The 26,261-nt window shown below is 64.4% G+C and carries 25 protein-coding genes; 22 read left to right on the forward strand and 3 right to left on the reverse strand.

Annotated elements, in window-relative coordinates; all coding sequences use genetic code 11:
* The 7 genes from LB551_RS23420 to LB551_RS23450 all read left to right on the forward strand — a co-directional run bounded on the left by LB551_RS23420 (position 1) and on the right by LB551_RS23450 (position 7,125).
* Positions 1-1,332 (forward strand): S41 family peptidase, encoded by a 1,332-nt coding sequence (locus LB551_RS23420; RefSeq protein WP_224660556.1) that lies wholly within the window; start codon positions 1-3, stop codon positions 1,330-1,332.
* A 198-nt stretch (positions 1,333-1,530) separates the two neighbouring features.
* Positions 1,531-2,706, forward strand: a complete 1,176-nt coding sequence (locus tag LB551_RS23425; RefSeq protein ID WP_224660557.1) for a divergent polysaccharide deacetylase family protein — start codon at positions 1,531-1,533, stop codon at positions 2,704-2,706.
* Positions 2,707-2,736: 30 nt separating this feature from the next.
* Positions 2,737-3,258, forward strand: coding sequence for an RNA pyrophosphohydrolase (locus LB551_RS23430; RefSeq protein ID WP_224625273.1), 522 nt, complete (start codon positions 2,737-2,739; stop codon positions 3,256-3,258).
* Positions 3,259-3,350: 92 nt separating this feature from the next.
* Positions 3,351-4,490, forward strand: coding sequence for an alanine racemase (gene alr, locus LB551_RS23435; protein ID WP_224660558.1), 1,140 nt, complete (start codon positions 3,351-3,353; stop codon positions 4,488-4,490).
* A gap of 275 nt (positions 4,491-4,765) precedes the next feature.
* The gene (rnk, locus tag LB551_RS23440) at positions 4,766-5,188 is read left to right on the forward strand and encodes a nucleoside diphosphate kinase regulator (RefSeq protein WP_224660559.1); all 423 of its coding nucleotides are present in this window, start codon (positions 4,766-4,768) and stop codon (positions 5,186-5,188) included.
* A 14-nt stretch (positions 5,189-5,202) separates the two neighbouring features.
* On the forward strand, positions 5,203-5,745 hold the full coding sequence (locus tag LB551_RS23445) for a nucleoside-diphosphate kinase (protein WP_224660560.1): 543 nt from the start codon (positions 5,203-5,205) through the stop codon (positions 5,743-5,745).
* 123 nt (positions 5,746-5,868) lie between these two features.
* Positions 5,869-7,125, forward strand: a complete 1,257-nt coding sequence (locus LB551_RS23450; RefSeq protein ID WP_140566787.1) for a D-amino acid dehydrogenase — start codon at positions 5,869-5,871, stop codon at positions 7,123-7,125.
* Positions 7,126-7,169: 44 nt separating this feature from the next.
* Here the strand turns inward: LB551_RS23450 and LB551_RS23455 are convergent, their stop codons facing one another.
* Entirely contained in the window at positions 7,170-7,319 is a 150-nt protein-coding gene (locus tag LB551_RS23455; RefSeq protein WP_224660561.1) for a hypothetical protein, read from the reverse strand.
* Between the two features lie 44 nt (positions 7,320-7,363).
* Positions 7,364-8,245 carry a LysR family transcriptional regulator gene (locus LB551_RS23460; RefSeq protein ID WP_224660562.1) on the reverse strand — a complete coding sequence of 294 codons (882 nt, stop codon included), beginning with the start codon at positions 8,243-8,245 and terminating at the stop codon, positions 7,364-7,366.
* A gap of 210 nt (positions 8,246-8,455) precedes the next feature.
* On the opposite strand from LB551_RS23460, the gene LB551_RS23465 reads away from it, so the two are divergent.
* Positions 8,456-9,952: a CoA-acylating methylmalonate-semialdehyde dehydrogenase gene (locus LB551_RS23465; protein ID WP_224625202.1), complete on the forward strand. Its 1,497-nt coding sequence runs from the start codon at positions 8,456-8,458 to the stop codon at positions 9,950-9,952.
* 246 nt (positions 9,953-10,198) lie between these two features.
* On the forward strand, positions 10,199-10,498 hold the full coding sequence (locus tag LB551_RS23470; protein ID WP_140550808.1) for a hypothetical protein: 300 nt from the start codon (positions 10,199-10,201) through the stop codon (positions 10,496-10,498).
* An 84-nt stretch (positions 10,499-10,582) separates the two neighbouring features.
* On the opposite strand, the gene LB551_RS23475 is transcribed toward LB551_RS23470, so the two are convergent.
* Positions 10,583-11,227, reverse strand: a complete 645-nt coding sequence (locus LB551_RS23475; RefSeq protein WP_224660563.1) for a GntR family transcriptional regulator — start codon at positions 11,225-11,227, stop codon at positions 10,583-10,585.
* 116 nt (positions 11,228-11,343) lie between these two features.
* Here LB551_RS23475 and LB551_RS23480 point away from each other — a divergent pair, with 116 nt between their 5' ends.
* The 13 genes from LB551_RS23480 (at position 11,344) to LB551_RS23540 (ending at position 26,239) form a co-directional block, all read left to right on the forward strand.
* Entirely contained in the window at positions 11,344-12,237 is an 894-nt protein-coding gene (locus tag LB551_RS23480) for a dihydrodipicolinate synthase family protein (protein ID WP_224660564.1), read from the forward strand.
* 48 nt (positions 12,238-12,285) lie between these two features.
* Positions 12,286-13,578 carry an NAD(P)/FAD-dependent oxidoreductase gene (locus LB551_RS23485; protein WP_411970963.1) on the forward strand — a complete coding sequence of 431 codons (1,293 nt, stop codon included), beginning with the start codon at positions 12,286-12,288 and terminating at the stop codon, positions 13,576-13,578.
* Between the two features lie 16 nt (positions 13,579-13,594).
* Complete coding sequence (locus LB551_RS23490) at positions 13,595-14,596, forward strand: 4-hydroxyproline epimerase (protein WP_224625206.1); 1,002 nt, start codon at positions 13,595-13,597, stop codon at positions 14,594-14,596.
* 335 nt (positions 14,597-14,931) lie between these two features.
* On the forward strand, positions 14,932-15,834 hold the full coding sequence (locus LB551_RS23495; protein ID WP_140493067.1) for a branched-chain amino acid ABC transporter permease: 903 nt from the start codon (positions 14,932-14,934) through the stop codon (positions 15,832-15,834).
* Between the two features lie 52 nt (positions 15,835-15,886).
* Entirely contained in the window at positions 15,887-17,437 is a 1,551-nt protein-coding gene (gene livM, locus LB551_RS23500; RefSeq protein WP_411970964.1) for a high-affinity branched-chain amino acid ABC transporter permease LivM, read from the forward strand.
* Complete coding sequence (locus LB551_RS23505; RefSeq protein ID WP_224660567.1) at positions 17,437-18,939, forward strand: ATP-binding cassette domain-containing protein; 1,503 nt, start codon at positions 17,437-17,439, stop codon at positions 18,937-18,939. The genes livM and LB551_RS23505 overlap by 1 nt, the downstream gene beginning before the upstream one ends.
* Positions 18,939-19,667 carry an ABC transporter ATP-binding protein gene (locus LB551_RS23510; protein ID WP_140493077.1) on the forward strand — a complete coding sequence of 243 codons (729 nt, stop codon included), beginning with the start codon at positions 18,939-18,941 and terminating at the stop codon, positions 19,665-19,667. Before LB551_RS23505 ends, LB551_RS23510 begins: the two co-directional genes overlap by 1 nt.
* Positions 19,668-19,684: 17 nt before the next feature.
* Complete coding sequence (locus LB551_RS23515) at positions 19,685-20,032, forward strand: DUF6867 family protein (protein ID WP_140493080.1); 348 nt, start codon at positions 19,685-19,687, stop codon at positions 20,030-20,032.
* A 137-nt stretch (positions 20,033-20,169) separates the two neighbouring features.
* On the forward strand, positions 20,170-21,288 hold the full coding sequence (locus LB551_RS23520) for a branched-chain amino acid ABC transporter substrate-binding protein (protein ID WP_140550815.1): 1,119 nt from the start codon (positions 20,170-20,172) through the stop codon (positions 21,286-21,288).
* A gap of 272 nt (positions 21,289-21,560) precedes the next feature.
* Entirely contained in the window at positions 21,561-25,019 is a 3,459-nt protein-coding gene (pyc, locus tag LB551_RS23525; RefSeq protein ID WP_224660568.1) for a pyruvate carboxylase, read from the forward strand.
* Positions 25,020-25,186: 167 nt separating this feature from the next.
* A complete protein-coding gene (locus tag LB551_RS23530) occupies positions 25,187-25,447 on the forward strand; it encodes a DUF2312 domain-containing protein (RefSeq protein ID WP_140493089.1) in 261 nt (86 codons plus the stop codon).
* 32 nt (positions 25,448-25,479) lie between these two features.
* Positions 25,480-25,920 carry a DUF4268 domain-containing protein gene (locus LB551_RS23535; protein WP_224660569.1) on the forward strand — a complete coding sequence of 147 codons (441 nt, stop codon included), beginning with the start codon at positions 25,480-25,482 and terminating at the stop codon, positions 25,918-25,920.
* 7 nt (positions 25,921-25,927) lie between these two features.
* Complete coding sequence (locus tag LB551_RS23540) at positions 25,928-26,239, forward strand: hypothetical protein (protein ID WP_224660570.1); 312 nt, start codon at positions 25,928-25,930, stop codon at positions 26,237-26,239.
* The last annotated feature ends 22 nt before the right edge of the window (positions 26,240-26,261 follow it).

Consider the following 26,261-nt stretch of genomic DNA (forward strand, 5'->3'; position numbering starts at 1 on the left):
ATGATGCGGAAACTGTCGCTTCTGTTTGCCGGTGCGCTGATGGGCGCGTCCGCCATGAGCCTGGTCTATGGCGCGCCCGGCTCGGCAGCGAACGCTGCGGGGTCGGAGACCTACAAGCAACTGGCGATCTTCGGCGATATCTTCGAGCGGGTGCGGGCGCAGTATGTGACGCCGCCCGACGACAAGTCGCTGGTCGAGAACGCCATCAACGGCATGCTTGCCTCGCTCGACCCCCACTCCTCCTACATGAACGCCGAGCAGGCGCAGGACATGCGCGTGCAGACCAAGGGTGAGTTCGGCGGCCTCGGCATCGAGGTCACCATGGAGAATGACCTGGTCAAGGTGATCACGCCGATCGACGATACGCCGGCCGCCAAGGCGGGCGTGCTGGCCGGCGATTACATCGCCAAGATCGACGGTGAGGAGGTTCGTGGCCTGACGCTGAACGACGCGGTCGACAAGATGCGCGGCCTGGTCAACACGCCGATCAAGCTCACCATCCTGCGCCAGGGCGCCGACAAGCCGATCGAGCTGACGGTGGTGCGCGACATCATCAAGGTCAAGGCGGTCAAGTTCCGGGTCGAGAACGACATCGGCTACATGAAGATCACCTCCTTCACCGAAAAGACCTATGACGACCTCGAGAATGCCATCGACACCATCAAGAAGCAGGTGCCGAACGACAAGCTCAAGGGCTATGTGCTCGACCTGCGCCTCAATCCCGGCGGTCTGCTCGACCAGGCGGTAAGCGTATCGGACGCCTTCCTCAACCGCGGCGAGATCGTGTCGACGCGCGGTCGCGATCCGAAGGATGTCACCCGCTTCGACGCCAAGTCCAAGCAGGTCGACGATATCGGCGGTAAGCCGCTGATCGTGCTGGTCAATGGCGGATCGGCCAGTGCGTCCGAAATCGTCGCCGGCGCGCTGCAGGACCTGCGCCGCGCCACGGTGGTCGGAACGCAGTCCTTCGGCAAGGGTTCGGTGCAGACCATCATCCCGCTTGGCGAGAATGGCGCGCTCAGGCTGACGACGGCGCTCTATTACACGCCGTCCGGCAAGTCGATCCAGGGCAAGGGCATCACGCCCGACATCAAGGTCGACCAGCCGCTGCCGCCGGAATTGCAGGGCAGGGACCTGACGCGCGGCGAATCCGACCTCAAGGGCCACATCAAGGGTGCCGACGAGAGCTCGACCGGTTCGGGCTCGGCAGCCTATGTGCCGCCGGATCCGAAGGACGACCTCCAGCTCATCTATGCCGAGCAGCTTCTGCGCGGCCAGAAGACCGATCCGGCCTTCCCGCCCAATCCGCAGAAGGCCGTCCTCAACCAGTAACAGGTGGCGGCCAACAACGGGTCTGGCCGCCCGATGGAAGCAATGCGATGCTGCCGGGACCGAAAGGTTCCGGCAGTTTGATTCGGGGGCAAGGCGAATCCCTCGCTGCAGGGCGCCAGGGGTGCGCCGGGATGAAGAATTCACGCATGTCTCTTCGAAAGGGTTCCATGTTCGAAGCCATGCGGACGGGGACAGGGCTTGGCTGATATCGGCAAGGACATCGAACGACCGCTCGGGCTGACTGTCCGTCCGCCGCGCACCGCCGGCAAGGTCAGCGCGGGTGCGCTCGTGGCTGCGTTCGTCGTGCTGGCGATTGTCGGCGTCTCCGGCGCGATCGCGCTCAGGGACAAGCCGTTTCGCAAGCCCCAGGAAGTCGCCGTTTCGACGCCGAAGATGGTGCCGGAGCCGACCGCTGCGCCGTCCGCTTTGGCGCCGGTCACGACGCCAAAGGCGGAAATGCCGGCCAAGGCTGGAGGCCCGCAGATCATCCATGTGCAGACGGAGGAAGGCGATGGTCCGCCCAAGGCGGCAATCGTCATCCGTGATCCGTCGACCATCGGCCAGAACCTGAAGATCGCGCATATCCCCGACAGGGCACTGATTGAGGCAAGCGAAACCGGCCCCTTGCCGGTGCGCGCCGCAGACGGAAGGCGGCCGTTCGATGTCTATGCGCGGCCATGGTCGGGCGCGCGCGGCGCCCGCGTGGCGATCGTCATCGGCGGGCTCGCTGTCTCACAGACCGGCACCCAGGCGGCCATCGCCAAGCTGCCGGCGGAAGTGACGCTGGCCTTCGCGCCGCAAGGCAATAGTATCGGCCGCTGGATGCAGGCCGCCCGGCAGAGCGGCCATGAGATCGTCATGCAGGTGCCGCTCGAACCATTCGACTATCCCAACGTCAACCCCGGGCGCAACACGCTGACGGTGGCGGCGAGCGCGGAAGAAAACCTGAAGAGCCTGCGCTGGGCGCTGTCGCGGACGACGAATTATACCGGCGTCATGAACTATATGGGCGCGCGGTTCTCCGCCGACCCGGCGGCCATGGAGCCGTTCATGGCCGAGCTCGGCAAGCGCGGGCTCGCCTATATCGACGACGGCTCGTCGGCGCGCAGCCTGGCGCCGGATCTGGCGCTGAAGGACGGCGTGCCCTTCGTCGCCGGAGACACGGCGATCGACGCCGTGCAGGATCGCGGCGCCATCCTGAAGAAACTGGACAGCCTGGAGGCGACCGCCCGTGCCAAGGGCACGGCGGTCGGCATCGGCTCCGCTTTCGACCTGACGGTCGACACGGTGTCGTCATGGGCGGCCGAGGCCAAGAAACGCGGCATCGAGATCGTGCCGATTTCAGCGGTGGCGATCGATCCGCAAAAGGGCTAGCCACCGGGAAACAGCTTGAAAGACTGAATGATGCCGAAGACGAAGAAGGTCGACCGCGAGACGCTGCCCTACCGTCCCTGTGTCGGGCTGATGATCCTCAACGCCGAGGGCCTGGTCTGGGTCGGCCATCGCATCGCCGAGCCGGACAGCGAGTTCGCCGGCACCACGCAGCTCTGGCAGATGCCGCAAGGCGGCATCGACAAGGGCGAGGAGCCGCTACAGGCGGCGCAGCGGGAGCTCTATGAGGAGACCGGTATGCGCAGCGTCTCGCTGCTTGCCGAGGCGCCGGATTGGATCAACTATGATCTGCCGGACAACCTCGTCGGCGTCGCCTTCAAGGGGCGCTATCGGGGTCAGACGCAGCGATGGTTCGCCTTCCGCTTCCATGGCGATACCAGCGAGATCCAGATCAATCCGCCGCCGGGCGGCCACACCGCCGAATTCGACAAATGGTCGTGGCGGCCGATGCAGGATCTGCCCGGCCTGATCGTGCCGTTCAAGCGCAAGGTCTATGAAGACGTGGTGACGGCGTTCCGTCACCTTGTGCCATAGCTGGACGGGCCGCGGCCGCAGTTCAAACGCCCGCGGTTGCCGCGCCGGTTCGACCGTCTTATTGATGTCCATCCGCCACAAGAAGGGTCGCCATGCACGACGCCCCCAAAAGATCGCTGCCCGAAGAAGCCGACGTCACAAGCGAGGCTGCTGCCGGGGCCATCCTCACCATCGACCTTGGCGCGATCCGCGAAAATTACCGGCGGCTGAAGGCGCGACTGGGCGGCGTGCGCTGCGCGGGCGTGGTCAAGGCCAACGGCTACGGTCTCGGCGCCGCGCGAGTGGCATCGGCGCTGATGAAGGAAGGCTGCGACATCTTCTTCGTCGCGCTGCTGTCCGAAGGCATCGCGCTGCGCAAGGCGGTGGGGGCCGGACCGGACATCTACGTGCTGAACGGGCTGCCGCCGGGCTCCGAGCCGGAAGCGGTGGCGGCTGGCTTGTGCGCCGTCATCAACAGTAGCGCACAGTTGCAAGCCTGGCGCGCAGCGATACACCGCGCCGGGCGCCGGCTCCCGGCTGCCGTCCAGGTCGACAGCGGCATGTCGCGGCTTGGGATGGCGCCAGCCGAGGTCGAGGCGATGGCCGGGGATGTCGGCGCTTTCGATGGCATCGACGTCAGATATGTGATGAGCCATCTGGCCTGCGCCGATGAACCGCGCCACCCGGCCAATGAACAGCAGAGGCTGGCATTCGAGCGGTTGCGCGCCATGCTACCCGTGGCGCCGGCCTCGCTTGCCAACTCCTCCGGCATCTTTCTAGGCCCGCCCTATCATTGCGATCTCGCCCGGCCCGGTGCCGCCCTCTACGGCATCAACCCGACGCCTGGCGAACCCAACCCGATGCTGCCCGTGGTGCGGCTGCAGGCCAAGGTGGCGCAGACGCGCAGTGTCCAAAAGGGCACTGGCGTCGGCTATGGCCACAGCTACCATGCGCAGGGCCCGCTCAGCCTGGCGACGATTTCATTCGGCTATGCGGACGGCTGGCTGCGCCGCTCCGCTTCGGCCGCATGGTTCGAGGCGGTGCGCCTGCCTTTCCTCGGGCGCGTGTCGATGGATTCGATCATTCTCGACATTTCCGCCTTGCCGCCCGGCCGGCTCGGAGAGGGCGACCTGGTGGAGTTGCTAGGGCCCTCACAGAGCGTCGACGATGCTGCCGACCATGCCGGCACCATCGGGTATGAAATCCTGGCCAGCCTCGGAACGCGTTTTCACCGGCGCTATCTGGGCGGTTGAGCGGTTTGGCCGCGCTTGACAAGCGGGCGCCATTCGGCAAGCTTTGGCACATGAGCAAGCTCGCTTATATCAAAACCTTCTTCAGGGTCTGCCCGATCGCGGGATCGTAGCCCCGGCGCGGCCGCCTTCCGGCGTCCGTCCGTACCGGGGCATCCATACTTCCACAACCGCCATCAAGCCGAACAGCCCTTCGCGGCTGCCGGCCTTTCATCACGCCGTCGCCAACGCGCCGGCAGGCGCGCATCCGCTCGATGCGCCGATCCATGAGGTTTGCCATGCGACACGCAAAAGAACTGCATCCAAACAGCCATATTCTGATCAGTGACGCCGACCATGACAGGCTGACGGGCCTGGCGAGGGCTTTGCTCGATCGCGCGCCCGAGACGGCCGAGGAGCTGCTTTCGGAAATGGACAGGGCCGTCGTCAGGAGCGCGGCGGCGATGCCGGCCGGTGTGGTGCGAATGGGTTCGACGGTGATCGTGCGCGGCGAAAGCGGCGACGCCCAGCGCATCATGCTGGTCTATCCGGGTGAGGCCGACATAGCCGAGAACCGCATTTCGGTGCTGACACCGATGGGAACCGCGCTCATCGGCGCCAGCGTTGGGCAGGCGGTTTGCTGGAACGCTCGTGGCGGCCGGGAACTGTCAGTGACCGTCGAAGCCGTCGATGCGCCTGCTTGCGGCCCGCAACGAGCTTGATGGCGGAGGCGGTGATGACGAGCACGAATTGCTGCCTGACGACGAAGGATTTCGCCGTTCTCGAAGTGATGCTGGAGCGCCGGCGGGCGTTCGCGGATCCGATCGTGCGCATGCTCGAACACAAGCTTTCACGCGCCGATGTCGTGCCGATCGATTCGGTCGACCCCGACATCGTCACGCTGAACAGCAGGGTGGTGTTCGGCGTCGATGCCGGTCCCGCCGAGACGCGAACCCTGGTGCAGCACGAGGTGCGCGGGCCGGTCGGCTCCAGCCTGTCGGTCGCAACGAGGCGCGGGCTCTGCATGCTTGGCATGGCGCAGGGCCAGACGGCAACGGTCGAACACGCCGACGGCAGGCAGGAATCGATCCTGATCAAGGCCGTGCTTTACCAGCCGGAGGCTGCCCGGCGCACGGTCAGGCAGAAAGACCAGGCTGACGCGCGGCGACCGCACGGGCTCAGGCTCGTCTACAGTGCCGCAGCCGATTGGCGGCCTCTTGGCGAGACGGCCGGAATGCGGCAGACAGAAGAAGACGACCCCGGTCCCTCGGCGGCGTGAATGGGCAACAGCGCCTGGTCTCGAAGATCGACATCGATTTTCGCTTGGGGTCATGCGCAAATCGAAAATACGGCCGCGTCCACGGGCGTCCTGAGGACGCTCGGCGCGGCAAGGAGTGAATGAATGAAAATCATGGTGCTGGGCAGTGGCGTGATCGGGGTGACCACGGCCTATTATCTCGCCGAGGCTGGCCACGAGGTGACCGTGATCGATCGCCAGAAAGGGCCGGGACTGGAAACCAGCTTCGCCAATGCCGGCGAGATTTCGCCCGGCTATGCCTCGCCTTGGGCCGGACCCGGCATCCCCCTCAAGGCGATCAAATGGCTGCTGATGAAGCATGGTCCGCTGGTGGTGCGGCCGGCCTTCGATCCGCATATGTGGACGTGGCTGGTCAAGATGCTGCGCAACTGCACAGCCGAACGCTACGCGGTCAACAAATCACGCATGGTGCCGCTGGCCGAATACAGCCGCGATACGCTGAAGGCGCTGCGCGAGGCGACCGGCATCGCCTATGACGAGCGGACGCAGGGCACGCTGCAGCTGTTTCGCACGCAAAAGCAGCTCGACGGCACATCAGGCGATGTCGAGGTGCTGAAGAGATATGGCGTGCCCTACGAAATCCTCGACCAGGACGGCTGCATCGCGGCGGAACCGGCTCTGGCCGCGGTGCGCGAGAAATTCGTCGGCGGCCTGAGGCTGCCGGGCGACGAGACCGGTGACTGCAAGATGTTCACCGACAGGCTGGCCGAGCTTTGCGTGGCACGCGGGGTCAAGTTCGAATACGACACGACGATATGGCGCGTGATCCGCAGCCGCAACCGCGTCAACAATATGAGCACCAGCAAGGGCTGGCTGACCGCCGACGCTTATGTGATGGCGCTGGGCAGCTATTCGGCGGACTTCATGCGCCGGATGAAGCGGCCGATCCCGGTCTATCCGGTCAAGGGCTATTCGATCACGGTGCCGATCAAGGATGCCGCCGCCGCGCCGGTGTCGACGGTGATGGACGAAACCTACAAGGTCGCGATCACGAGGCTCGGCGACCGCATCCGCGTCGGCGGCACGGCCGAGATTTCCGGCTTCGACCTCAGGCTGCATGAATCGCGGCGGCGCACGCTGGAACACTCGGTCGGCGACCTGTTCCCGGGAGCCGGCGCCATGCGGGAGGCGACGTTCTGGTGCGGGCTGCGGCCGATGACGCCGGACGGGCCGCCGCTGATCGGGCGCACGGAGCTCTCCAATCTCTACCTCAACACCGGCCATGGAACGCTCGGCTGGACCATGGCCTGCGGCTCGGCCAAGGTGCTGGCCGACATCATCTCGAACAAAGTGCCCGATATCGACGCTCGTGCACTGGCGCAGGAGCGCTATCTGAAATAGGCGCTGTTCGCCCGCCTTCGGCGGGCGCGCCACCGGATTTCGCGTCAGAACGCCTGTTTCACCCAACCCTCGTCGAACAGCAGCCGGTAGGCCCACGGGATCATCACGTCGGTGGCGACCGGTTTGGAGTGAGAGAGATACTCGTCATAAATTGGCGTCATCCTGGCGTAGAAGGCGGGGTCGAGCACGATCATGCCGTTCTCCGAGTCGTGGAAGAAGCCGCGATGGCCGACATGCGTCAGACGAAAAGATTTCTCTCCCGCTCCACCGTCTTTGTAATGAAGGAGGCAACGATCTGGACGCGGCGCAGCGGCCTGACCGATTCGTGATAGACCAGCCAGTAGGCACGGCGGATGGGCGCCACCACGTCGACGGCCACCAGTTCCGGCATCGAGCGGGCGACGAAAGTGTGCAGGATGCCGATGCCGGCGCCCGACCGCACCGCTTCGGCCTGCCCGAGCGCGGAGGAAATGGCGAAGCTGGTGCGCCAGTCCGCGCTGAATTCGGCGGCGTAGTCGAGCGATGGGCTGACGATGAGGTCCGGCACATAGCCGATCAATGTGTGCCGTCCCAGCTCGGCAGCGGTCTGGGGCAGGCCGTGGGCTTCAGCATAGGCACGCGAGGCAAACAGGCCGAGCGAGTAGTCGACCAGCTTGCCCGCTACCAGCCGGCCCTCGGTCGGCCGCTCGACGGTGATGGCAATGTCGGCCTCGCGGCGAGACAGGGAGAAGGAGCGCGGCACCGGTACGAGCTGAATCGTCAATTCACGATGCAGCGCGGTCAGTGCGCCGAGGCGCCGGGCGAGGAACGCGACGCCAAACCCGTCCGGCGCGCCGATCCGCACCGTGCCCGAAACGTCGTCGCCTTCGCCCGATATTGTCGAGCGGGCGGCGATCATGTCGCCCTCCATGCGCTCGGCAATGTCGAGGAAGCGCTCGCCGGCGGGCGTCAGTTCGCTGCCGGTGGTCAGCCGGCGAAAGAGTTTCGTGCGCAGCGCGTCTTCAAGTGCGGCGATGCGGCGCGAGACGGTGGCGTGATTGAGTTCCAGGCGCTTCGCCGCGCCAAGGATTTGCCCGGCGCGCGCCACGGCGAGAAAGATGCGGACGTCATCCCAGTTCATGGAGACCGTCCGGCAGGACAGAGGGGGGCGCGAAGGAACTCAACCTATCAATCCTTGGACCTCGTCTTTGTGACCCTTCTCATTTGCGAGAATTGATGCTCTCCCGTCAACCGCTGTCTATTCTCCGCACAACGGTTGCGTTCTCCCTCGCGTTGCCATCGGCCTGCCAAAAGCGGACAATGCCCCATCACAAACCCAGGGAGAGACATCATGATCGAATACGGTCATTTCATTGGCGGCAAGCGTGTCGCAGGAACCAGCGGCCGCAAGCAAGATGTGATGCAGCCGATGGACGGCTCGGTGCGCGGCACGGTGGCGCTGGCCTCGCAGGCGGAACTGCGCGCGGCGGTCGAGAACGCCAAGGCGGCGCAGCCGAAATGGGCAGCGACCAACCCGCAGCGCCGGGTGCGCGTCCTGATGAAGTTCCTTGAACTGGTCGCGCGCGACTATGACGAACTGGCCGACATCCTGGCGCGCGAGCACGGCAAAACCATCGCCGATGCCAGGGGCGACATCCAGCGCGGCCTCGAAGTGGTCGAGGTCTGCATCGGCGCGCCGCACATGATGAAGGGTGAATTCACCGACGGTGCCGGCCCCGGCATCGACGTCTATTCGATGCGCCAGCCGCTCGGCGTCGTCGCCGGCATCACGCCGTTCAACTTTCCGGCGATGATCCCGCTGTGGAAGATCGCGCCTGCGATCGCCTGCGGCAACGCCTTCATCCTGAAGCCCTCCGAACGCGACCCGGGCGTGCCGATCCGCATCGCCGAGCTGTTCATCGAGGCGGGCCTGCCTGCCGGCATCCTCAATGTCGTCAACGGCGACAAGGAAGTCGTCGACGCCATCCTTGACGATCCCGACATCAAGGCCATCGGCTTCGTCGGCTCGACACCGATCGCTCACTACATCTATTCGCGCGGCACCGCGTCGGGAAAACGCGTGCAGTGCTTCGGCGGCGCCAAGAACCACATGATCATCATGCCCGACGCCGACATGGATCAGACCGTCGATGCGCTGATCGGCGCCGGCTACGGCTCGGCCGGCGAGCGCTGCATGGCGATTTCGGTGGCGGTCCCTGTCGGCAACGACACCGCCAACCGGCTGATGGAGAAACTGGTGCCGCGCGTCGAAAGCCTGAAGGTGGGCCCCTCCACGGATTCCGCCGCCGATTTCGGCCCGCTGGTCACCGCTCAGGCGCTGGAGCGGGTCAAGGGCTATGTCGATCTCGGCGTCAAGGAAGGCGCCAAGCTGGTCGTCGACGGCCGCGGCTTCAAGATGCAGGGTTACGAGAACGGCTATTATATGGGCGGCTGCCTGTTCGACAACGTCACATCGGACATGCGCATCTACAAGGAAGAGATCTTCGGGCCGGTGCTGTCGGTGGTGCGCGCGCCGACCTACGAGAACGCCATCAAGCTCGCCAACGACCACGAGATGGGCAATGGCGTCGCCATCTTTACCCGCGATGGCGACGCCGCGCGCGACTTCGCCTCGCGCGTCCAGGTCGGCATGGTCGGCGTCAACGTGCCGATCCCGGTGCCGATCGCCTACTACACGTTCGGCGGCTGGAAGGCATCGTCCTTCGGCGACCTCAACCAGCACGGTCCGGACGCGTTCCGCTTCTACACCAAGACCAAGACGGTCACCTCACGCTGGCCGTCCGGCATCAAGGACGGGGCCGAGTTCGTCATCCCGACGATGAACTGACCGGACGCTTGTCCGCTTGCGCGTCCTCGCCTTCGGCTGCGGGGGCGGGCCGGCATGACCACCCCAAAAATCTCCGGCCCGAGTCCCCTGGCTCGGGCCGTTTATTTTGCAAACGCTAATGTGATGGAACCGGCGAGGGCGCCAGGACTTAGAGCTACGATCCTGCCCTGGAGGAGGCATGGCAGGCAACCAGAGCGCCGACGGCTGACCGTTAGCATCGCATCGTTGGGCGCAAGGAGGTGTCCGATGGCACAACGTCTTATGTCCATGTTGCTATGCGCCGTGGCGGCGCTATCGATAGGGCCGGCGAATGCAGCCGGCCAATGTGCGGCACGCGCCGACATCGTCAAGGCGCTCGGCGAGAATTTCCACGAAAGCGAGGCCGGGCGTGGCCTGATCAATCCCAACGTGGTCCTTGAGGTGTTCGTTTCCGAACAGGGCAGTTGGACCGTCCTCGCCTCCGACACCAAGGGCCAGAGTTGCATCCTGTCCGTGGGCGAGGGCTGGGACAGCCCGACGATCAAGGCGGCCTTGCCAGGAGCCTGAGCCGCATTGCGTAGAAGCGGTTCAGCCGACGCGTAGTCTTGGGCATGCACTGGCCCCAACCGAGGTCGGTGTCGGCGGCATGCTTCAACGTGTGGCGGCCGCCTCGGCATGGCCGCGCAGCAATGCCATCAGCCGCTTGGCATCCTTTGCGGCGGCTTCCTCGTCACCGTCGACAATCGAGCGGATCAGCGCGACGTGATGCTCGGCCGATTCCGCCAGGCCGGTATCGGCCTTGTAGCGGAACCAGAAGCGGCGGCTGTGGGTCTGCAGCGGGGCGGCCAGCCTGGCCGCGAACGGATTGTCGGCAGCCCGTGCCAGCGCCTCGTCCAGCATCTTGTCGGCCTGGATGAAGGCAAGCACGTCGCCGGAGATGACAGCCTTCTGCATAGCAAGCGCGGCATCGTGGAAGAGGTCGGCTGCGTCGCGGGTGACGAAGCGCGCCGCGGAGCGGGCCAGCACCACCTCGACGCCGCGGCGCGCGTCGAGGACGCGCAGCCAGTCGCCGGGGTGCAGCGGCGCGATGGCGATGCCCGCGCGTGGCCGCACGTCCAGCAGCCCTTCCCAGGCCAGCCTCTGGATCGCCTCGCGCACCGGCGTACGGCCGAGCGCCAGCTTCTCGATCAGGCCGCCTTCGGTGACGAAACTCGCCGGCGCCAGTTCGAGCGTGACAATCATATGCTCGAGCATGCGGTAGGCCTTGGTCGCAGCTGGCTCGAACGCAGTGCTCATTTGCATGGATATCAAAGGCGATCTCCTGATATATTTTGCATATATCATAGGGGAATCCGTGTTGACAGCGGCTTTCTTAATAGATATACGCCTGATATATCAGAGGAGCGATGACCATGTGGACCGGAGTTTTTCCAGCCGTCACGACCAAATTCACCACGGACGACCGCCTCGACCATGCCGAAATGGAGCGCTGCTTCGGCTTGCAGATGGAGGCCGGCTGCGACGGCATCATCGTCTGCGGATCGCTCGGCGAAGGGCCGATGCTGTCGCATGACGAGAAAATCGAAGTGCTGAAAACCGCGCAGAAAGTGGCCGGCAAGAGACCGGTGCTGCTGACGGTGAACGAGGCCGGGACGCGCGAGGCCGCCAGCATCGCCCGCCGCGCCGCCAAGGAAGGCGCCAACGGCCTGATGGTGGTGCCCAGCCCGATCTACCATACCAATGCGGAAGAGACGGTGGCGGCGCTGCGCGCCGTCGCGGAGGCCGGCGACTTGCCGGTCATGATCTATTCCAACCGGCTCGCCTACCGCGTCGATGTCACCGTCGACCAGATGGAGGAGCTGGCGTCGGACGAGCGCTTCGTCGCCATCAAGGAATCCTCCGACGACATCAGGCGCTCGACCGAGATCATCAATCGTCTGGGCAGCCGCTACGACCTGTTCACCGGCGTCGACAATCTGGCGTTCGAGGCGCTGTCGGTCGGCGCTATCGGCTGGGTGGCCGGTCTCGTCACCGCGTTCCCGCGCGAGACCGTCGCCATCTATCAGCTGATGAAGCAGGGTCGCCGCGAAGAGGCGCTCGCCATCTATCGCTGGTTCCGGCCGCTGCTCGACCTCGACGTCTCGACCTATCTGGTGCAGAACATCAAGCTTGCCGAGGTGTTCGCCATCCAAACCAACGACCGCGTCCGCATGCCGCGCCAGCCGCTGTCGGGGGAGCGCCGCAAGGCGGTCGAGAGGGTCGTCAAGGACGCACTGGCGGTGCGGCCGACACTGCCGGCGTTCTGAGGCTTTCTTCCGAGAGGCGGCGCCCACGTGACAGGAAGTTCCAAATCGATGGAAGCGCGGCGGCGCCCCGCCCTGCGGGCGTCTTCTCCCCGTGAACAGGGAGAAGCAATGGATATCGCCATCGTCGGTGGCGGCATCATCGGCATCTGCGCGGCGGCGTTTCTTGCCGAGGCGGGGCGAAACGTCACGGTCTACGACCGCACCGGCATCTGCGAGGAGACGAGCTCCGGCAATGCCGCCGCCTTCGCCTTTTCCGACGTGCTGCCACTGGCGCACAAGGGCATGATCCGGCAATTGCCGAAATGGCTGGCCGACCCGCTCGGCCCCCTCGCCATCCCGCCCGCCTACCTGCCGAAGCTGCTGCCCTGGCTGATCCGCTTCTGGCGTGCCGGCTCGGCGAAGCACTATGAGGCTGGCCTGGCGGCGCAGGCCGCAATGATGGCGCTCGCCGAAGCCGAATGGATGGGCCTGCTCGACCGCTCCGGCACGAGACGGATGCTGCACGAGGATGGCTCGCTCGAACTCTACGAAAGCGAAGCCGAATTCCAGGCCTCGCTGTCCGGCTGGGCGGCGCGCCAGCGCTTCGGCATCGGCTTCCGCCATGTCGGCGGCGAGGAGCTGGCGGAGCTGCAGCCCGGCCTGTCATCGCGCTTCGGCAAGGGCACGTTCGTGCCGGGCTGGAAGACGGTCGCCGATCCAAAACTGCTAGGCAAGGCGATCTGGGACTATGCGCAATCCAAGGGCGCGCGGTTCGAGAAGGCCCGCATCGCCGGCGTCGCCGCGGACGGGAACGGCGCGACGTTGATGCTGGCCGACGGCACGACGCGGCAAGCCCGGCACCTGGTCGTCACCGCCGGCGCCTGGTCGCATCTGCTGGCGCGGCAGCTCGGCGATCGCATTCCGCTCGAAACCGAGCGCGGCTACAACACGACATTGCCAAAGACCGCCTTCGAGGTGAAGCGGATGCTGATCTTCTCCGGCCAAGGCTTCGTCATCACGCCGCTCGACACGGGCCTGCGCATCGGCGGCGCGGTCGAGCTCGGCGGCATCGAGCGGCCGCCCAACTACGCGCGCTCGAAGGCGCTGCTGCGCAAGGCTCAAGACTTCCTGCCGGGCCTCGATCCTTCGGGCGGACGCGAATGGATGGGTTTTCGTCCCTCGCTGCCGGATTCATTGCCTGTCGTCGGCCGCGCATCGGGAAGCCGGCCGGTGGTCTACGCTTTCGGCCACGGCCATCTTGGCCTGACCCAGGCTGCCGCGACGGGACGGTTGATCCGCGAGCTTGTCCTGGGGCAGACTCCGCCGGTCGACGTGGCCCCCTTCAGTCCACAACGGTTTTGAATTTTCGAGGAGCGTCATGGCCAGGAAATCCTTCTTCTGCATCGACGGCCACACCTGCGGCAACCCGGTGCGACTGGTCGCCGGCGGCGGCCCGCTGCTCCAGGGTTCGACGATGATGGAGCGGCGCGCGCATTTCCTGGCCGAATATGACTGGATCCGCACCGGCCTGATGTTCGAGCCGCGCGGCCACGATGTGATGTCCGGCTCGATCCTCTACCCGCCGACGCGCGAGGATTGCGACATCGCCATCCTGTTCATCGAGACCTCGGGCTGCCTGCCAATGTGCGGCCACGGCACCATCGGCACGGTGACGATGGCCATCGAGCACGGGCTGATCAAGCCGAAGACGCCCGGCGTGCTCAGGCTCGACACACCGGCCGGCCTGGTCATCGCCGAATACAAACAGGTCGGCGAATATGTCGAGGAGGTGCGCATCACCAACGTGCCCTCCTTCCTCCATGCCGAGGGCCTGACGGTCGAATGCCCCGGGCTCGGCGAGATCGTCGTCGACGTCGCCTATGGCGGCAATTTCTACGCCATCGTCGAGCCGCAGAAAAACTATCGCGACATGGCAGACCATTCGGCGGGCGACCTCATCGCCTGGAGCCCGGTGGTGCGGCAGCGGCTCAACGAGAAATACTCGTTCGTGCATCCGGAGAATCCGGGCATCAACCGGCTGTCGCACATGTTGTGGACCGGCGAGCCGACGGTGGCGGGTGCGGACGCGCGCAACGCGGTCTTCTACGGCGACAAGGCGATCGACCGCTCACCCTGCGGCACAGGCACCTCGGCACGCATGGCGCAGCTCCACGCCAAGGGCAAGCTCAAGGCCGGCGATGCGTTCGTCCATGAATCGATCATCGGCTCGCTGTTCAAGGGCAAGGTTGAAAAGGACGTCACGGTCGGGGGCAAGCCGGCGATTATTCCCTCGATCGGCGGCTGGGCGCGCATGACCGGGCTCAACACGATCTTCATCGATGACCGCGATCCGTTCGCACACGGCTTCGTCGTCAAATAAGCGATTCATCACGCTGCGGAAGGTCGGGAAGGACAAAAAGGATTGCTGTCACGAGCGCAACGAATCGTCTCATCAACTTATTTTGACGGCGATTTCTTCGAAATGGAGCGCATGATGACGCTTAATCGTCAAAGACATTGCGTTATGCCAATGATAGGGTCCGCGATAGTCCAGGGGGCGGGTGCGAAAAAACGGGCAATCGAACGGCGTGCAGTTGCAAACACGCATGACGATCAAAAAATGACGTTGCAATCCCGCCTCGAAACTTTACGACTAGGGGAAATACGAAAAGGAATGCGTCTGCATGGGCGACATTCCAGGGGAGCCATGTACACATGCAGTATTTTGTCCAGCAGCTTATCAACGGGCTGACGCTGGGATCGATCTATGGGCTGATCGCGATCGGCTACACGATGGTCTACGGCATTATCGGCATGATCAACTTTGCTCATGGCGATATCTTCATGGTGGGCGCTTTCACGGCGCTGATCGTTTTCCTCATCCTGGGTGCCCTGTTCTATTCGGTTCCCGTGGTCATCGCGCTGCTGGTGATGATGATCGTGGCGATGCTGCTGACCAGCCTCTACAACTGGACGATCGAGAAGGTGGCCTACCGGCCGCTGCGCGGCTCGTTCCGGCTGGCGCCGCTGATCACCGCCATCGGCATGTCGATCGCGCTGTCGAATTTCGTGCAGGTGACGCAAGGCCCGCGCAACAAGCCGATCCCGCCGATGGTGTCGAAGGTCTACAACATCGAAGGCATCAGCGTGTCGCTGAAGCAGATCATCATCGTCGTCGTCACCGCGCTGCTCTTGGTGCTGTTCTGGTACCTGGTCAACAAGACCTCGCTTGGCCGGGCGCAGCGCGCCTGCGAGCAGGACCGCAAGATGGCGGCGCTGCTCGGCATCGATGTCGACCGCACCATCTCGATCACCTTCATCATGGGCGCTGCACTTGCCGCGGTCGCCGGCACGCTGTTCCTGATGTATTACGGCGTCATCGCCTTCTCGGACGGCTTCGTGCCCGGCGTGAAGGCATTCACCGCAGCGGTGCTGGGCGGCATCGGTTCGTTGCCGGGCGCGGTCCTGGGCGGCCTGTTGATCGGCTTCATCGAGAGCATGTGGTCGGCCTATTTCTCGATCGACTACAAGGATGTCGCCGCCTTCTCGATCCTGGCCATCGTGCTGATCTTCCTGCCTTCCGGCATTCTCGGCCGGCCAGAAGTCGAAAAGGTCTGAGATCATGGCCGTCACCGTATCTCCCGAGCGCGACACCGTCGCCGCCACGCCCATGCAGCGCGCCTTGCGCGAGGCCTTCTATGCCGGTGCCATCGCGCTCGGCCTGTTCGTGCTGTTCATCGGGCTCAAGACCGACCAGAACATCTCAAACGAGCTGATCCTGGTGCAGCGGTGGGGCCTGCTCGCCGCAGTGGTCATCGCCACGGCCGTCGGCCGCTTCCTCTATGTCGCCTACGGCCAGCCCTTTTTGGCCAACCAGAAGATCGCCGACGTCGCCACCGGTTTGCTGCCGGCCAGCGTGGCGTCGCGCTTCTTCCTCTTTCCAGCCTTTATCGTGGCCGTCATCGTCGCGGCGCTGCTGTTCGTTTTCAGCAGGTCTCTCGCCGGCTGGGTAGGGGCGGAGCCGGCCGGCTATCTGCAATTCCTGCGTGCCCTGGCGGTCATCTACGCGCTGGCCTGCGTGATCTACTATTTCCGCGGCTTCATCCATGCCAACTTCACAAAACTCGGCATTGCCGCACTGGTGCTCTATCCGATCATTGTCGTGGGCATGCTGTCGCTGATGTCGTGGTCGCTCGTCGGCGGGCTGCAAGGGTCGCTGAAATGGGTCGATAATTTCGGCATCCAGATCCTGATCTATGTCATGCTGGCCTGGGGACTGAACATCGTCGTCGGCCTGGCCGGCCTGCTCGACCTCGGCTATGTCGCCTTCTATGCGGTCGGCGCCTATGCCTATGCGCTGCTCGGCACGCAGTACGGCCTCTCCTTCTGGATCCTCCTGCCGGCCGCTGGCGCCATGGCCGCCTTCTGGGGCGTGCTGCTCGGTTTTCCGGTGCTGCGCCTGCGCGGCGACTACCTGGCGATCGTGACGCTTGCCTTCGGCGAGATCATCCGGCTGGTGATCATAAACTGGCGCGAGGTGACCAACGGCTCGGCCGGCATTTCCGGCATCCCGAAGGTCACCTTCTTCGGCCTGATGAGCTTCAACGTCTCGGACCCGAACTACATCGGTAAGGTGCTGAACATCGCGACGTCGAGCGCCTATTACAAGATCTTCCTCTATTACCTGATCCTGGGGCTGGCGCTGCTCACGGCCTTCGTCACGATCAGGCTGAGGCGCATGCCGGTCGGCCGCGCCTGGGAAGCCTTGCGCGAGGACGAGATCGCCTGCCGCTCGCTCGGCATCAACACCACGACCACCAAGCTGACCGCCTTTGCCACCGGCGCCATGTTCGGCGGTTTTGCCGGCTCGTTCTTCGCCGCCCGGCAAGGCTTCGTCAGCCCCGAATCCTTCGTCTTCCTGGAATCGGCCATCATCCTGGCCATCGTCGTGCTTGGCGGGATGGGGTCGCTGGTCGGCATTGCCGTTGCGGCTCTGGTCATGATCGGCGGCACCGAGGTGCTGCGCGAACTCGACTTCCTCAAGCAGGTCTTCGGGCCCGACTTCACGCCGGAACTCTACCGTATGCTGCTGTTCGGCATGGCCATGGTGATCGTCATGCTGTGGAAGCCGCGCGGCTTTGTCGGCAGCCGTGAGCCGACCGCCTTCCTCAAGGTGCGAAGGGCTGTCTCAAGTTCCTTCACCAAGGAGGGGCACGGCTGATGAACGCGAACCCCTCCATGAGCGACGCCATCCTGAAGGTCGAACACCTGTCGATGAAGTTTGGCGGCCTGGTCGCGATCGGCGACCTGTCCTTCACCGCCAGGCGCGGCGAGATCACGGCGCTGATCGGGCCTAACGGCGCCGGCAAGACCACCGTGTTCAACTGCATCACCGGCTTCTACAAGCCGTCGGAAGGCATGATCACGCTCACCCGGCAGGACGGCTCGAGCTACCTGCTCGAACGGCTGCCCAACCATGAGATCCCGGCGCGCGCCAAGGTGGCGCGCACCTTTCAGAACATCCGCCTGTTCTCGGGCATGACGCTGCTCGAGAACCTGCTCGTTGCCCAGCACAACAAGCTGATGAAGGCTTCGGGTTATACGGTGCTTGGCCTGTTCGGCTTCAGCGGCTACCGCAAGGCCTCGGCCGAATCCGTCGAACTTGCCAAGCACTGGCTGGAAAAAGCCGATCTGGTCGACCGCGCCGACGATCCGGCCGGCGACCTGCCCTACGGCGCGCAGCGGCGCCTCGAGATCGCGCGCGCCATGTGCACCGGTCCCGAGCTTCTGTGCCTCGACGAGCCCGCCGCCGGCCTCAATCCAAAGGAATCGGCCGCGCTCAACGACCTGCTGATGGACATCAAGAACAACACCGGCACCTCGATCCTGCTGATCGAGCACGACATGTCGGTGGTCATGCAGATCTCCGATCACGTCGTGGTGCTGGAATACGGCCGCAAGATCTCCGACGGCAATCCGCAGTCGGTGCGCACCGATCCGCGCGTCATCGCCGCCTATCTCGGCGTCGACGACGAGGAGGTCGAGACCGTGCTGACCGAAGTCGGTGACGAGGACGTCATCGAGCAACTCGATACCGGTCCCGATGCCGCGCATGGTCCGGGAACGTCGTCGTCCTATCTCGCGGGCCCGGTGAGCGACACGGTCGGCCACAGCCAAGGCGAGCGCGTCACCGTGTCGAAGGGGGCCTCGAAGGCAGCGCAGGTCGATGCGCGAGCGGCGACCGTTGCAAGCAAGGCTGTCGCGCCAACACCTGCTTCGCGGGCCAAGCCGGCGGCGAAGCCGGCCGCCAAAGCGACAGTCAAGACAGGGGCCAAGGCGCCGGCCGCGAAGGCCGCCGGCATCTCGAACCGCCTCGCGGCGCCCCGCGGCGGCAAAGCCGACAATCTCACCCGCATCAAGGGGATCGGCGCGGTCAACGAGAAGAAGCTCAACGAACACGGCATCTTCCACTTCGACCAGATCGGCGCCTGGAAGAAGGCCGATGTCGAGGCAGTCGAAGCGTATCTCGCCTTTGACGGACGCATCGCCCGCGAAGAATGGGTCAAGCAGGCCAGGCTGCTTAGCCAGGGCAAGGACACGGAATTCTCGCGCCGCGTCGATGCCGGCAAGGTGGCGACGAGCCATGCTTCCGGTAAGCAGGCAGCAAAGCCCGCGACGGGAGCGGGCAAGCCCGTTCGGGCGAAGCGCGGAGGGGGCAAGTGATGGCCGGGAAGACGCTGCTCGATATCAAGGGCGTGCAGACCTATTACGGCAACATCCGTGCGCTGAACGGCGTCGACGTCACCGTCAACGAGGGCGAGATCGTGGCGCTGATCGGCGCCAACGGCGCCGGCAAATCGACGCTGATGATGACCATTTTTGGAGCGCCGCGCGCCCGCGCGGGCACCATCACCTTCGCCGGCGCCGACATCACCCAATTGCCGACGCACGAGATCGCGCGCTTGCGCATCGCCCAGTCGCCGGAAGGCCGGCGCATCTTCCCGCGCATGACGGTGATGGAAAACCTGCAGATGGGCGCCAGCCTCGACAACCTCAAGCACTATGACGAGGACGTCGAGAAGGTGTTCGCGCTGTTCCCGCGCCTGAAGGAGCGCATCGCCCAGCGCGGCGGCACGCTGTCGGGCGGCGAGCAGCAGATGCTGTCGATCGGGCGCGCGCTGATGGCGCGGCCGAAGCTGCTTCTTCTCGACGAGCCGTCGCTCGGTCTTGCGCCGCTGATCGTCAAACAGATCTTCGATGCCATTCGCGAGCTGAACCGCACGCAGGGGCTGACCGTGTTCCTGGTCGAGCAGAACGCCTTCGGCGCGCTGAAGCTGGCGACGCGCGGCTATGTCATGGTCAACGGCAATGTGACCATGAGTGGCACCGGCAAGGAACTGCTCGCCAATCCGGAAGTGCGCGCCGCCTATCTCGAAGGCGGCCATCACTGAGTTCAGGAGTCCTTACCATGCAAGGCATTCTCTACGAGGAACCGTCCATCTGGCAGTTCTTCTTCGTCACCTGCCTGCTCGGCGGCTGGGCGGCCTGGATGACCGGCAAGGCCAGCGCCCAGACCTGGCGCAGCTTCGTCCAGCTGTTCGCCTATCTGCTGGGTCTCGGCATCGGCATCCGCTTCATCCATCACGCGCTGTTCAACGGCACGATGTTCTCGCTGCATTACTATGTCGTCGACACCATCGTGCTGATGATCCTCGGCTTTGTCGGCTATCAATACACACGAACCAACCAGATGGTGACACAGTATAATTGGCTCTACGAAAGAGCTTCAATCTTGAGCTGGAAACCGAAAGGTTGACGTTCATCATTAACGCCGTTTCGGGGATGAATCGGCGTGACAAGTGCCTGAAAATCGGCAAACTATGCTTTCTGCGATAAGGGTGGGCATCGCATGAAAGCTTCATCCACGCCCACTCCGTTAATGGGAGCGTTTAAATGAAAAAATCACTTTTGTCCGCCGTCGCCCTGACCGCGCTGATCGCGTTCAGCGGCAATGCGTGGGCTGATCTAATGGTCGGCGTTGCTGGCCCGATCACGGGTCCGAATGCCGCCTTCGGCGCACAGTTACAGAAGGGCGCGGAGCAGGCGGTCGCCGATATCAATGCGGCGGGCGGCATCAATGGCGAGCAGATCAAGCTCGAAGTCGGCGACGACGTCTCCGATCCGAAGCAAGGCATTTCGGTCGCCAACAAGTTTGTCGGCGACGGCGTCAAGTTCGTGGTCGGCCACTTCAACTCGGGCGTCTCCATTCCGGCGTCGGAAGTCTACGCGGAAAACGGCATCGTCGAGATCACGCCTGCCGCGACCAACCCCCAGTTCACCGAGCGCGGCCTTTGGAACGTGTTCCGCACCTGCGGACGCGATGACCAGCAGGGCGGCATCGCCGGCGCCTATCTGGCGGCCAATTTCAAGGACGCCAAGATCGCCGTCGTGCACGACAAGACCACCTACGGCCAGGGCCTTGCCGACGAGACCAAGAAGGCGATGAACGCCAAGGGCGTGAAGGAAGTCATGTATGAAGGCGTCAATGTCGGCGACAAGGACTTCTCGGCGCTGATCGCCAAGATGAAGGAAGCCGGCGTTTCCATCATCTACTGGGGCGGCCTGCACACCGAAGCCGGCCTGATCATCCGCCAGGCGGCCGACCAGGGCCTCAAGGCCACGCTGGTTTCCGGCGACGGCATCGTGTCGAACGAACTGGCTTCGATCGCTGGCGACGCGGTCGCGGGCACTCTCAATACGTTCGGTCCGGACCCTCGTCTGATCCCGGCGAACAAGGAACTGGTCGAGAAGTTCCGCGCACAGGGCTTCGAGCCGGAGGCCTACACGCTCTACTCCTACGCAGCCATGCAGGCGATCGCCGAGGCAGCCACCGCTGCCAAGTCCAACGACCCGCAGGAAGTTGCCAAGGCGCTGCATGAGAAGGGTCCGTTCAAGACCGTGCTCGGCGACCTCTCCTACGACGCCAAGGGTGACCCGACTCTGCCCGGCTACGTCATGTACGAGTGGAAGAAGGGCGACGACGGCAAGTACACCTACGTCCAGAAGATGTAAGCCTAGACATTGACTTCGCGGAATGCCCGGCGCCTTGCGCCGGGCATTTTCTTTTGCGGAGCCGACGATCGCGCGTTTATTGGCTGGCGGCGATCCTCGTTTTTGAGGCGAGCGGCGACTTTCCGCTGATGTTCAGCCGTTTGGGGCACGCTTGAGGCGAAGAATCGACTTTAAATCGATTTAAACATGCATCAAATTTTGTTTGCACTGCAGCATTTTCACGCTAATCATGGCGCCGCTTGCTCTTCCCTTCCGCTGCTGGAGCCCAATCCTTGGCCATCACGAAGATCCTCGTCGCCAACCGGTCAGAAATCGCCATCCGCGTGTTCCGCGCGGCCAATGAACTCGGCCTCAAAACGGTGGCGATCTGGGCCGAGGAGGACAAATATTCGTTGCATCGTTTCAAGGCCGACGAGAGCTACCAGGTCGGGCGCGGGCCGCATCTCAACAAGGACATGGGGCCGATCGAAAGCTATCTCTCGATCGAGGAGGTGATCCGCGTCGCCAGGCTGTCGGGCGCCGATGCGATCCACCCGGGCTATGGGCTGTTGTCGGAAAGCCCCGAATTCGCCGAGGCCTGCGCCGAAGCCGGGATTACCTTCATCGGGCCCAAGCCGGAGACGATGCGCCGGCTTGGCAACAAGGTCGCGGCGCGCAATCTGGCCATCGAGGTCGGTGTGCCTGTCATTCCCGCCACCGATCCGTTGCCGGACGACATGGAGGCGGTCAAGAAACTTGCCACGGAGATCGGCTATCCCCTGATGCTGAAGGCTTCGTGGGGCGGCGGCGGCCGCGGCATGCGCGCCATCCGTGCCGAGGCCGATCTCGCCCGTGAAGTCACGGAGGGCAAGCGCGAGGCGAAAGCCGCCTTCGGCAAGGACGAGGTCTATCTCGAAAAGCTGATCGAGCGCGCCCGCCATGTCGAAGTGCAGATCCTGGGCGATACCAGTGGCAACGCGGTGCATCTGTTCGAGCGCGACTGCTCGATCCAGCGCCGCAACCAGAAGGTCGTCGAGCGGGCGCCCGCGCCCTATCTCAGCGAGGAGCTGCGCCAGGAGCTTTGCGGCCATGCGCTGAAGATCGCGCGCGAAACCAGCTATATCGGCGCCGGCACGGTCGAGTTCCTGCAGGACGCCGACACCGGCAAGTTCTATTTCATCGAGGTCAATCCGCGCATCCAGGTCGAGCACACCGTCACCGAACAGGTGACAGGCATCGACATCGTCAAGGCGCAGATCCACATCCTCGACGGCTTCGCCATCGGCACGCCGGAATCGGGCGTTCCGGCACAAAAGGACATCAGGCTGAACGGCCACGCGCTGCAATGCCGCATCACCACCGAGGATCCCGAGCACAATTTCATCCCGGACTATGGCCGCATCACCGCCTATCGCGGCGCCACCGGCTTCGGCATCCGCCTCGATGGCGGCACCGCCTATTCGGGCGCGGTCATTACCCGCTTCTATGACCCGTTGCTGGAAAAGGTGACCGCATGGGCGCCGACGCCGGCCGAGACGATTGCACGCATGAACCGGGCGCTGCGCGAATTCCGCATCCGCGGCGTGGCCACAAACCTGACGTTCCTCGAAGCGATCATCAACCACCCGAGCTTCGCCGACAATTCCTACACGACCAAGTTCATCGACACGACGCCGGAGTTGTTCGAGCAGGTCAAGCGCCAGGACCGCGCCACGAAGCTGCTCAACTATCTTGCCGACGTCAGCGTCAACGGCCATCCCGAGACGCGCGGCCGGCCGCAGCCGAAAGCCGATGCCGCCGCACCCGTGGTGCCCTACCTCAACGGCAATGTGCCCGGCGGCAGCAAGCAGAAGCTTGACGTGCTCGGTCCGGAAAAATTCGCCGCCTGGATGCGCACGCAAAAAGAGGTGCTGGTCACCGACACGACGATGCGCGACGGCCATCAATCTTTGCTGGCGACGCGTGTGCGCACGCACGACATCGCCGGCATAGCGGGCACCTATGCGCGTGCCCTGCCGCAGTTGCTTTCGCTGGAATGCTGGGGCGGCGCCACCTTCGACGTCGCCATGCGCTTCCTCACCGAGGATCCTTGGGAGCGGCTCTCGCTGGTACGCGAGGCGGCGCCCAACCTCCTGCTGCAGATGCTCCTGCGGGGCGCCAACGGCGTCGGCTACACCAACTATCCCGACAATGTCGTACAGCATTTCGTCAAACAGGCGGCATCGGGCGGCATCGACCTGTTCCGGGTGTTCGACTGCCTGAACTGGGTCGAGAACATGCGCGTCGCCATGGACGCGGTCGGCGCCGAGGGCAAGCTGATCGAGGCGGCGATCTGCTACACCGGCGATATTCTCGATCCCACGCGGGCGAAGTACGACCTGAAATATTATGTCGGGCTGGCGAAAGAGCTCGAGGCGGCCGGCGCCCACATCATAGCGGTCAAGGACATGGCCGGGCTGTTGAAGCCGAGCGCGGCGCGCGTGCTGTTCAAGGCGCTGCGCGAAGCGACAGACCTGCCCATCCATTTCCACACACACGATACATCGGGGCTCTCAGCGGCAACGGTTCTGGCGGCGGTGGAGAGCGGCGTCGACGCCATCGACGCGGCGATGGACGCGTTCTCCGGCAACACCTCGCAGCCCTGCCTCGGCTCTATCGTCGAGGCGCTGAAGGGCACCGAGCGCGATCCCGGGCTCGACCCGCAATGGATCCGGAGGATCTCCTTCTACTGGGAAGCGGTGCGCAACCAGTATGCCGCCTTCGAAAGCGACCTCAAGGGGCCGGCATCGGAAGTCTACCTGCACGAGATGCCGGGCGGACAGTTCACCAACCTCAAGGAACAGGCGCGTTCGCTTGGGCTGGAGACGCGCTGGCACGAGGTGGCGCAGACCTATCATGACGTCAATCTGATGTTCGGCGACATCGTCAAGGTGACCCCGTCGTCCAAGGTGGTCGGCGACATGGCGCTGATGATGGTCAGCCAGGACCTCACCGTCGCCGACGTCGAGAACCCGGCAAGGGACATCGCCTTCCCGGACTCGGTCGTCTCGATGCTGCGCGGCGATCTCGGCCAGTCGCCTGGCGGCTGGCCGCAAGCGCTGCAGAAGAAAGTGCTGAAGGGCGGCAGGCCGATCACGGCGCGGCCGGGCTCGCTGCTGAAGCCGGCGGACCTCAAGGCCAGCCGCAAGGAGATCGAACGGAAGCTCGAGCGCAAGCTCTCAGAATACGAGTTCGCTTCCTGGCTGATGTATCCGAAGGTCTTCTCGGACTTCGCGGCCGCGCAGGAAACCTACGGTCCCGTCAGCGTGCTGCCGACGCCGACCTATTTCTACGGCATGAAGCCGGAAGACGAGGTGTTCGTCGACATCGAGAAAGGCAAGACGCTGGTCGTACGCTGCCAGGCGATCGGCGACGTGGACGACAAGGGCATGGTCACCGTGTTCTTCGAACTCAACGGCCAGCCGCGTCGCGTCAAGGTGCCCGACCGGGCGCATGGCGCGTCCGCCGCGAAAGCAAGGCGCAAGGCCGAACCCGGCAACGAGGCGCATGTCGGAGCGCCGATGCCGGGCGTCGTCTCGGCGCTCGCGGTGGCCGCCGGCCAGGCCGTCAAGGCCGGCGACGTGCTGCTCTCCATCGAAGCGATGAAGATGGAAACGGCGCTGCATGCCGAGCGTGACGGCACGGTCGCCGAGGTGCTGGTCAAGGCCGGCGACCAGATCGATGCCAAGGACCTGCTGATCGCTTTCAATTGAGAGCTCGCAAGAGAGAGCCACAGACTGTCGGCTTCTGTCGGCAGCCCTGACGGCCTGTTCGATAACCGCTTGACCCGCGGTCCCCGGTCGGGCATCGAACCGCAGAAATTTGCGGCGGCACGGTTCCCCCGAGTCGCGGCGAAGCACCGATTTTTTTGGAGAAAAACATGGCCGACGATATCACAGAGACCAGCCAGACTGTTGCCGCCGGCCAGTTGCGTGCCTTCATCGAGCGCATCGAGCGGCTCGAGGAGGAGAAGAAGACCATTTCCGACGACATCAAGGAAGTGTTCGCCGAGGCCAAGGGCACCGGCTTCGACACCAAGGCGATGCGCGCGATCATCCGGCTGCGCAAGAAGGACCAGGCCGAGCGCCAGGAGGAGGAGTCCATCCTGGACCTCTACAAGGCCGCCCTCGGCATGGTGTAAGGCGAGGCATCTCGTGACGGCCGGGGTCGGCGATGAGTGAGTTCGACTTCGGTGGCCGAAGGGCCTCGGAGTTCCGCCAACGCTGCTTCTGGACGCTGTTTGCCGAGCGTCACCCGGAAGAAAGGACTCGGCTGGCGAGGCGAGGGCCCTGGTTCTGGCAGCGCGGGCTGCCGGAATTCGCGCTGGTGCTCTCCATGTACGTGGCGCCGAGCGAGAATGTGGTCGGCGTCTTCTTCGGCCGCAACGAGAAGCTTGGCGCAACCGACGTCTGGGCGCGCCTCAGGCGGTTCCAGCCGGCAATCGAGGAGCGGCTGAAGCTCAGGCCGGAACAGAGCGCACAAAACCTCGGCATCAATTCACAGTGGCGGGTCAACTGCTTTGCCGAGGACAATTGGCCGGCCATGACCGACTGGCTGGTGACCGAATGCTCACGTTTCGAGCGCGCCGTCACCGAAGTTCTGGGACAGGGATAGACATCCGGTGTCGCCGGGGGTTGTCAGATCCTTCTTTCGCTCACGCTGGCTCGGCCAGGTGCGGCTCGACCGGCTGTTCTGGCGCGATATGGTGCTCGTCGGCACGGCGATCAACATTGCATCGTCCGTGACGGCGCTCATTCTGCTGGGGTTGAAGATGCCGCTCGGTCTTGTGCTGGCGGTGCATTTCGCGCCGGTGCCCTACAACATCTTTCTGACTTCGGCCGTCTGGCGGACGGCGGAGCGAACCGGTGGCGCTAAGGCCTCCCTTGCTATGCTGGGTTCGGCGCTCTGGCTGATCGCAACAGTCGTCGTCTGACAATGCCGCACGAAAAGGGCGG

Origin of the sequence: Mesorhizobium sp. BR1-1-2 (genome assembly GCF_020165435.1) — a bacterium.
Classification (GTDB): Bacteria; Pseudomonadota; Alphaproteobacteria; order Rhizobiales; family Rhizobiaceae; genus Mesorhizobium.

Coding starts and splice junctions, on each gene's coding strand:
- LB551_RS23460 (WP_224660562.1), bottom strand. CDS start 8,245: ATGAACTGGGATGACGTCCGCATCTTTCTCGCCGTGGCGCGCGCCGGG.
- LB551_RS23495 (WP_140493067.1), top strand. CDS start 14,932: ATGCAGTATTTTGTCCAGCAGCTTATCAACGGGCTGACGCTGGGATCG.
- LB551_RS23515 (WP_140493080.1), top strand. CDS start 19,685: ATGCAAGGCATTCTCTACGAGGAACCGTCCATCTGGCAGTTCTTCTTC.
- LB551_RS23490 (WP_224625206.1), top strand. CDS start 13,595: ATGGCCAGGAAATCCTTCTTCTGCATCGACGGCCACACCTGCGGCAAC.
- LB551_RS23520 (WP_140550815.1), top strand. CDS start 20,170: ATGAAAAAATCACTTTTGTCCGCCGTCGCCCTGACCGCGCTGATCGCG.
- LB551_RS23505 (WP_224660567.1), top strand. CDS start 17,437: ATGAACGCGAACCCCTCCATGAGCGACGCCATCCTGAAGGTCGAACAC.
- LB551_RS23450 (WP_140566787.1), top strand. CDS start 5,869: ATGAAAATCATGGTGCTGGGCAGTGGCGTGATCGGGGTGACCACGGCC.
- LB551_RS23475 (WP_224660563.1), bottom strand. CDS start 11,227: ATGAGCACTGCGTTCGAGCCAGCTGCGACCAAGGCCTACCGCATGCTC.
- LB551_RS23530 (WP_140493089.1), top strand. CDS start 25,187: ATGGCCGACGATATCACAGAGACCAGCCAGACTGTTGCCGCCGGCCAG.
- LB551_RS23510 (WP_140493077.1), top strand. CDS start 18,939: ATGGCCGGGAAGACGCTGCTCGATATCAAGGGCGTGCAGACCTATTAC.
- LB551_RS23465 (WP_224625202.1), top strand. CDS start 8,456: ATGATCGAATACGGTCATTTCATTGGCGGCAAGCGTGTCGCAGGAACC.
- LB551_RS23445 (WP_224660560.1), top strand. CDS start 5,203: ATGACGAGCACGAATTGCTGCCTGACGACGAAGGATTTCGCCGTTCTC.
- rnk (WP_224660559.1), top strand. CDS start 4,766: ATGCGACACGCAAAAGAACTGCATCCAAACAGCCATATTCTGATCAGT.
- LB551_RS23470 (WP_140550808.1), top strand. CDS start 10,199: ATGGCACAACGTCTTATGTCCATGTTGCTATGCGCCGTGGCGGCGCTA.
- LB551_RS23430 (WP_224625273.1), top strand. CDS start 2,737: ATGCCGAAGACGAAGAAGGTCGACCGCGAGACGCTGCCCTACCGTCCC.
- LB551_RS23485 (WP_411970963.1), top strand. CDS start 12,286: ATGGAAGCGCGGCGGCGCCCCGCCCTGCGGGCGTCTTCTCCCCGTGAA.
- LB551_RS23455 (WP_224660561.1), bottom strand. CDS start 7,319: ATGATCGTGCTCGACCCCGCCTTCTACGCCAGGATGACGCCAATTTAT.
- LB551_RS23480 (WP_224660564.1), top strand. CDS start 11,344: ATGTGGACCGGAGTTTTTCCAGCCGTCACGACCAAATTCACCACGGAC.
- livM (WP_411970964.1), top strand. CDS start 15,887: ATGCAGCGCGCCTTGCGCGAGGCCTTCTATGCCGGTGCCATCGCGCTC.
- LB551_RS23535 (WP_224660569.1), top strand. CDS start 25,480: ATGAGTGAGTTCGACTTCGGTGGCCGAAGGGCCTCGGAGTTCCGCCAA.
- alr (WP_224660558.1), top strand. CDS start 3,351: ATGCACGACGCCCCCAAAAGATCGCTGCCCGAAGAAGCCGACGTCACA.
- LB551_RS23420 (WP_224660556.1), top strand. CDS start 1: ATGATGCGGAAACTGTCGCTTCTGTTTGCCGGTGCGCTGATGGGCGCG.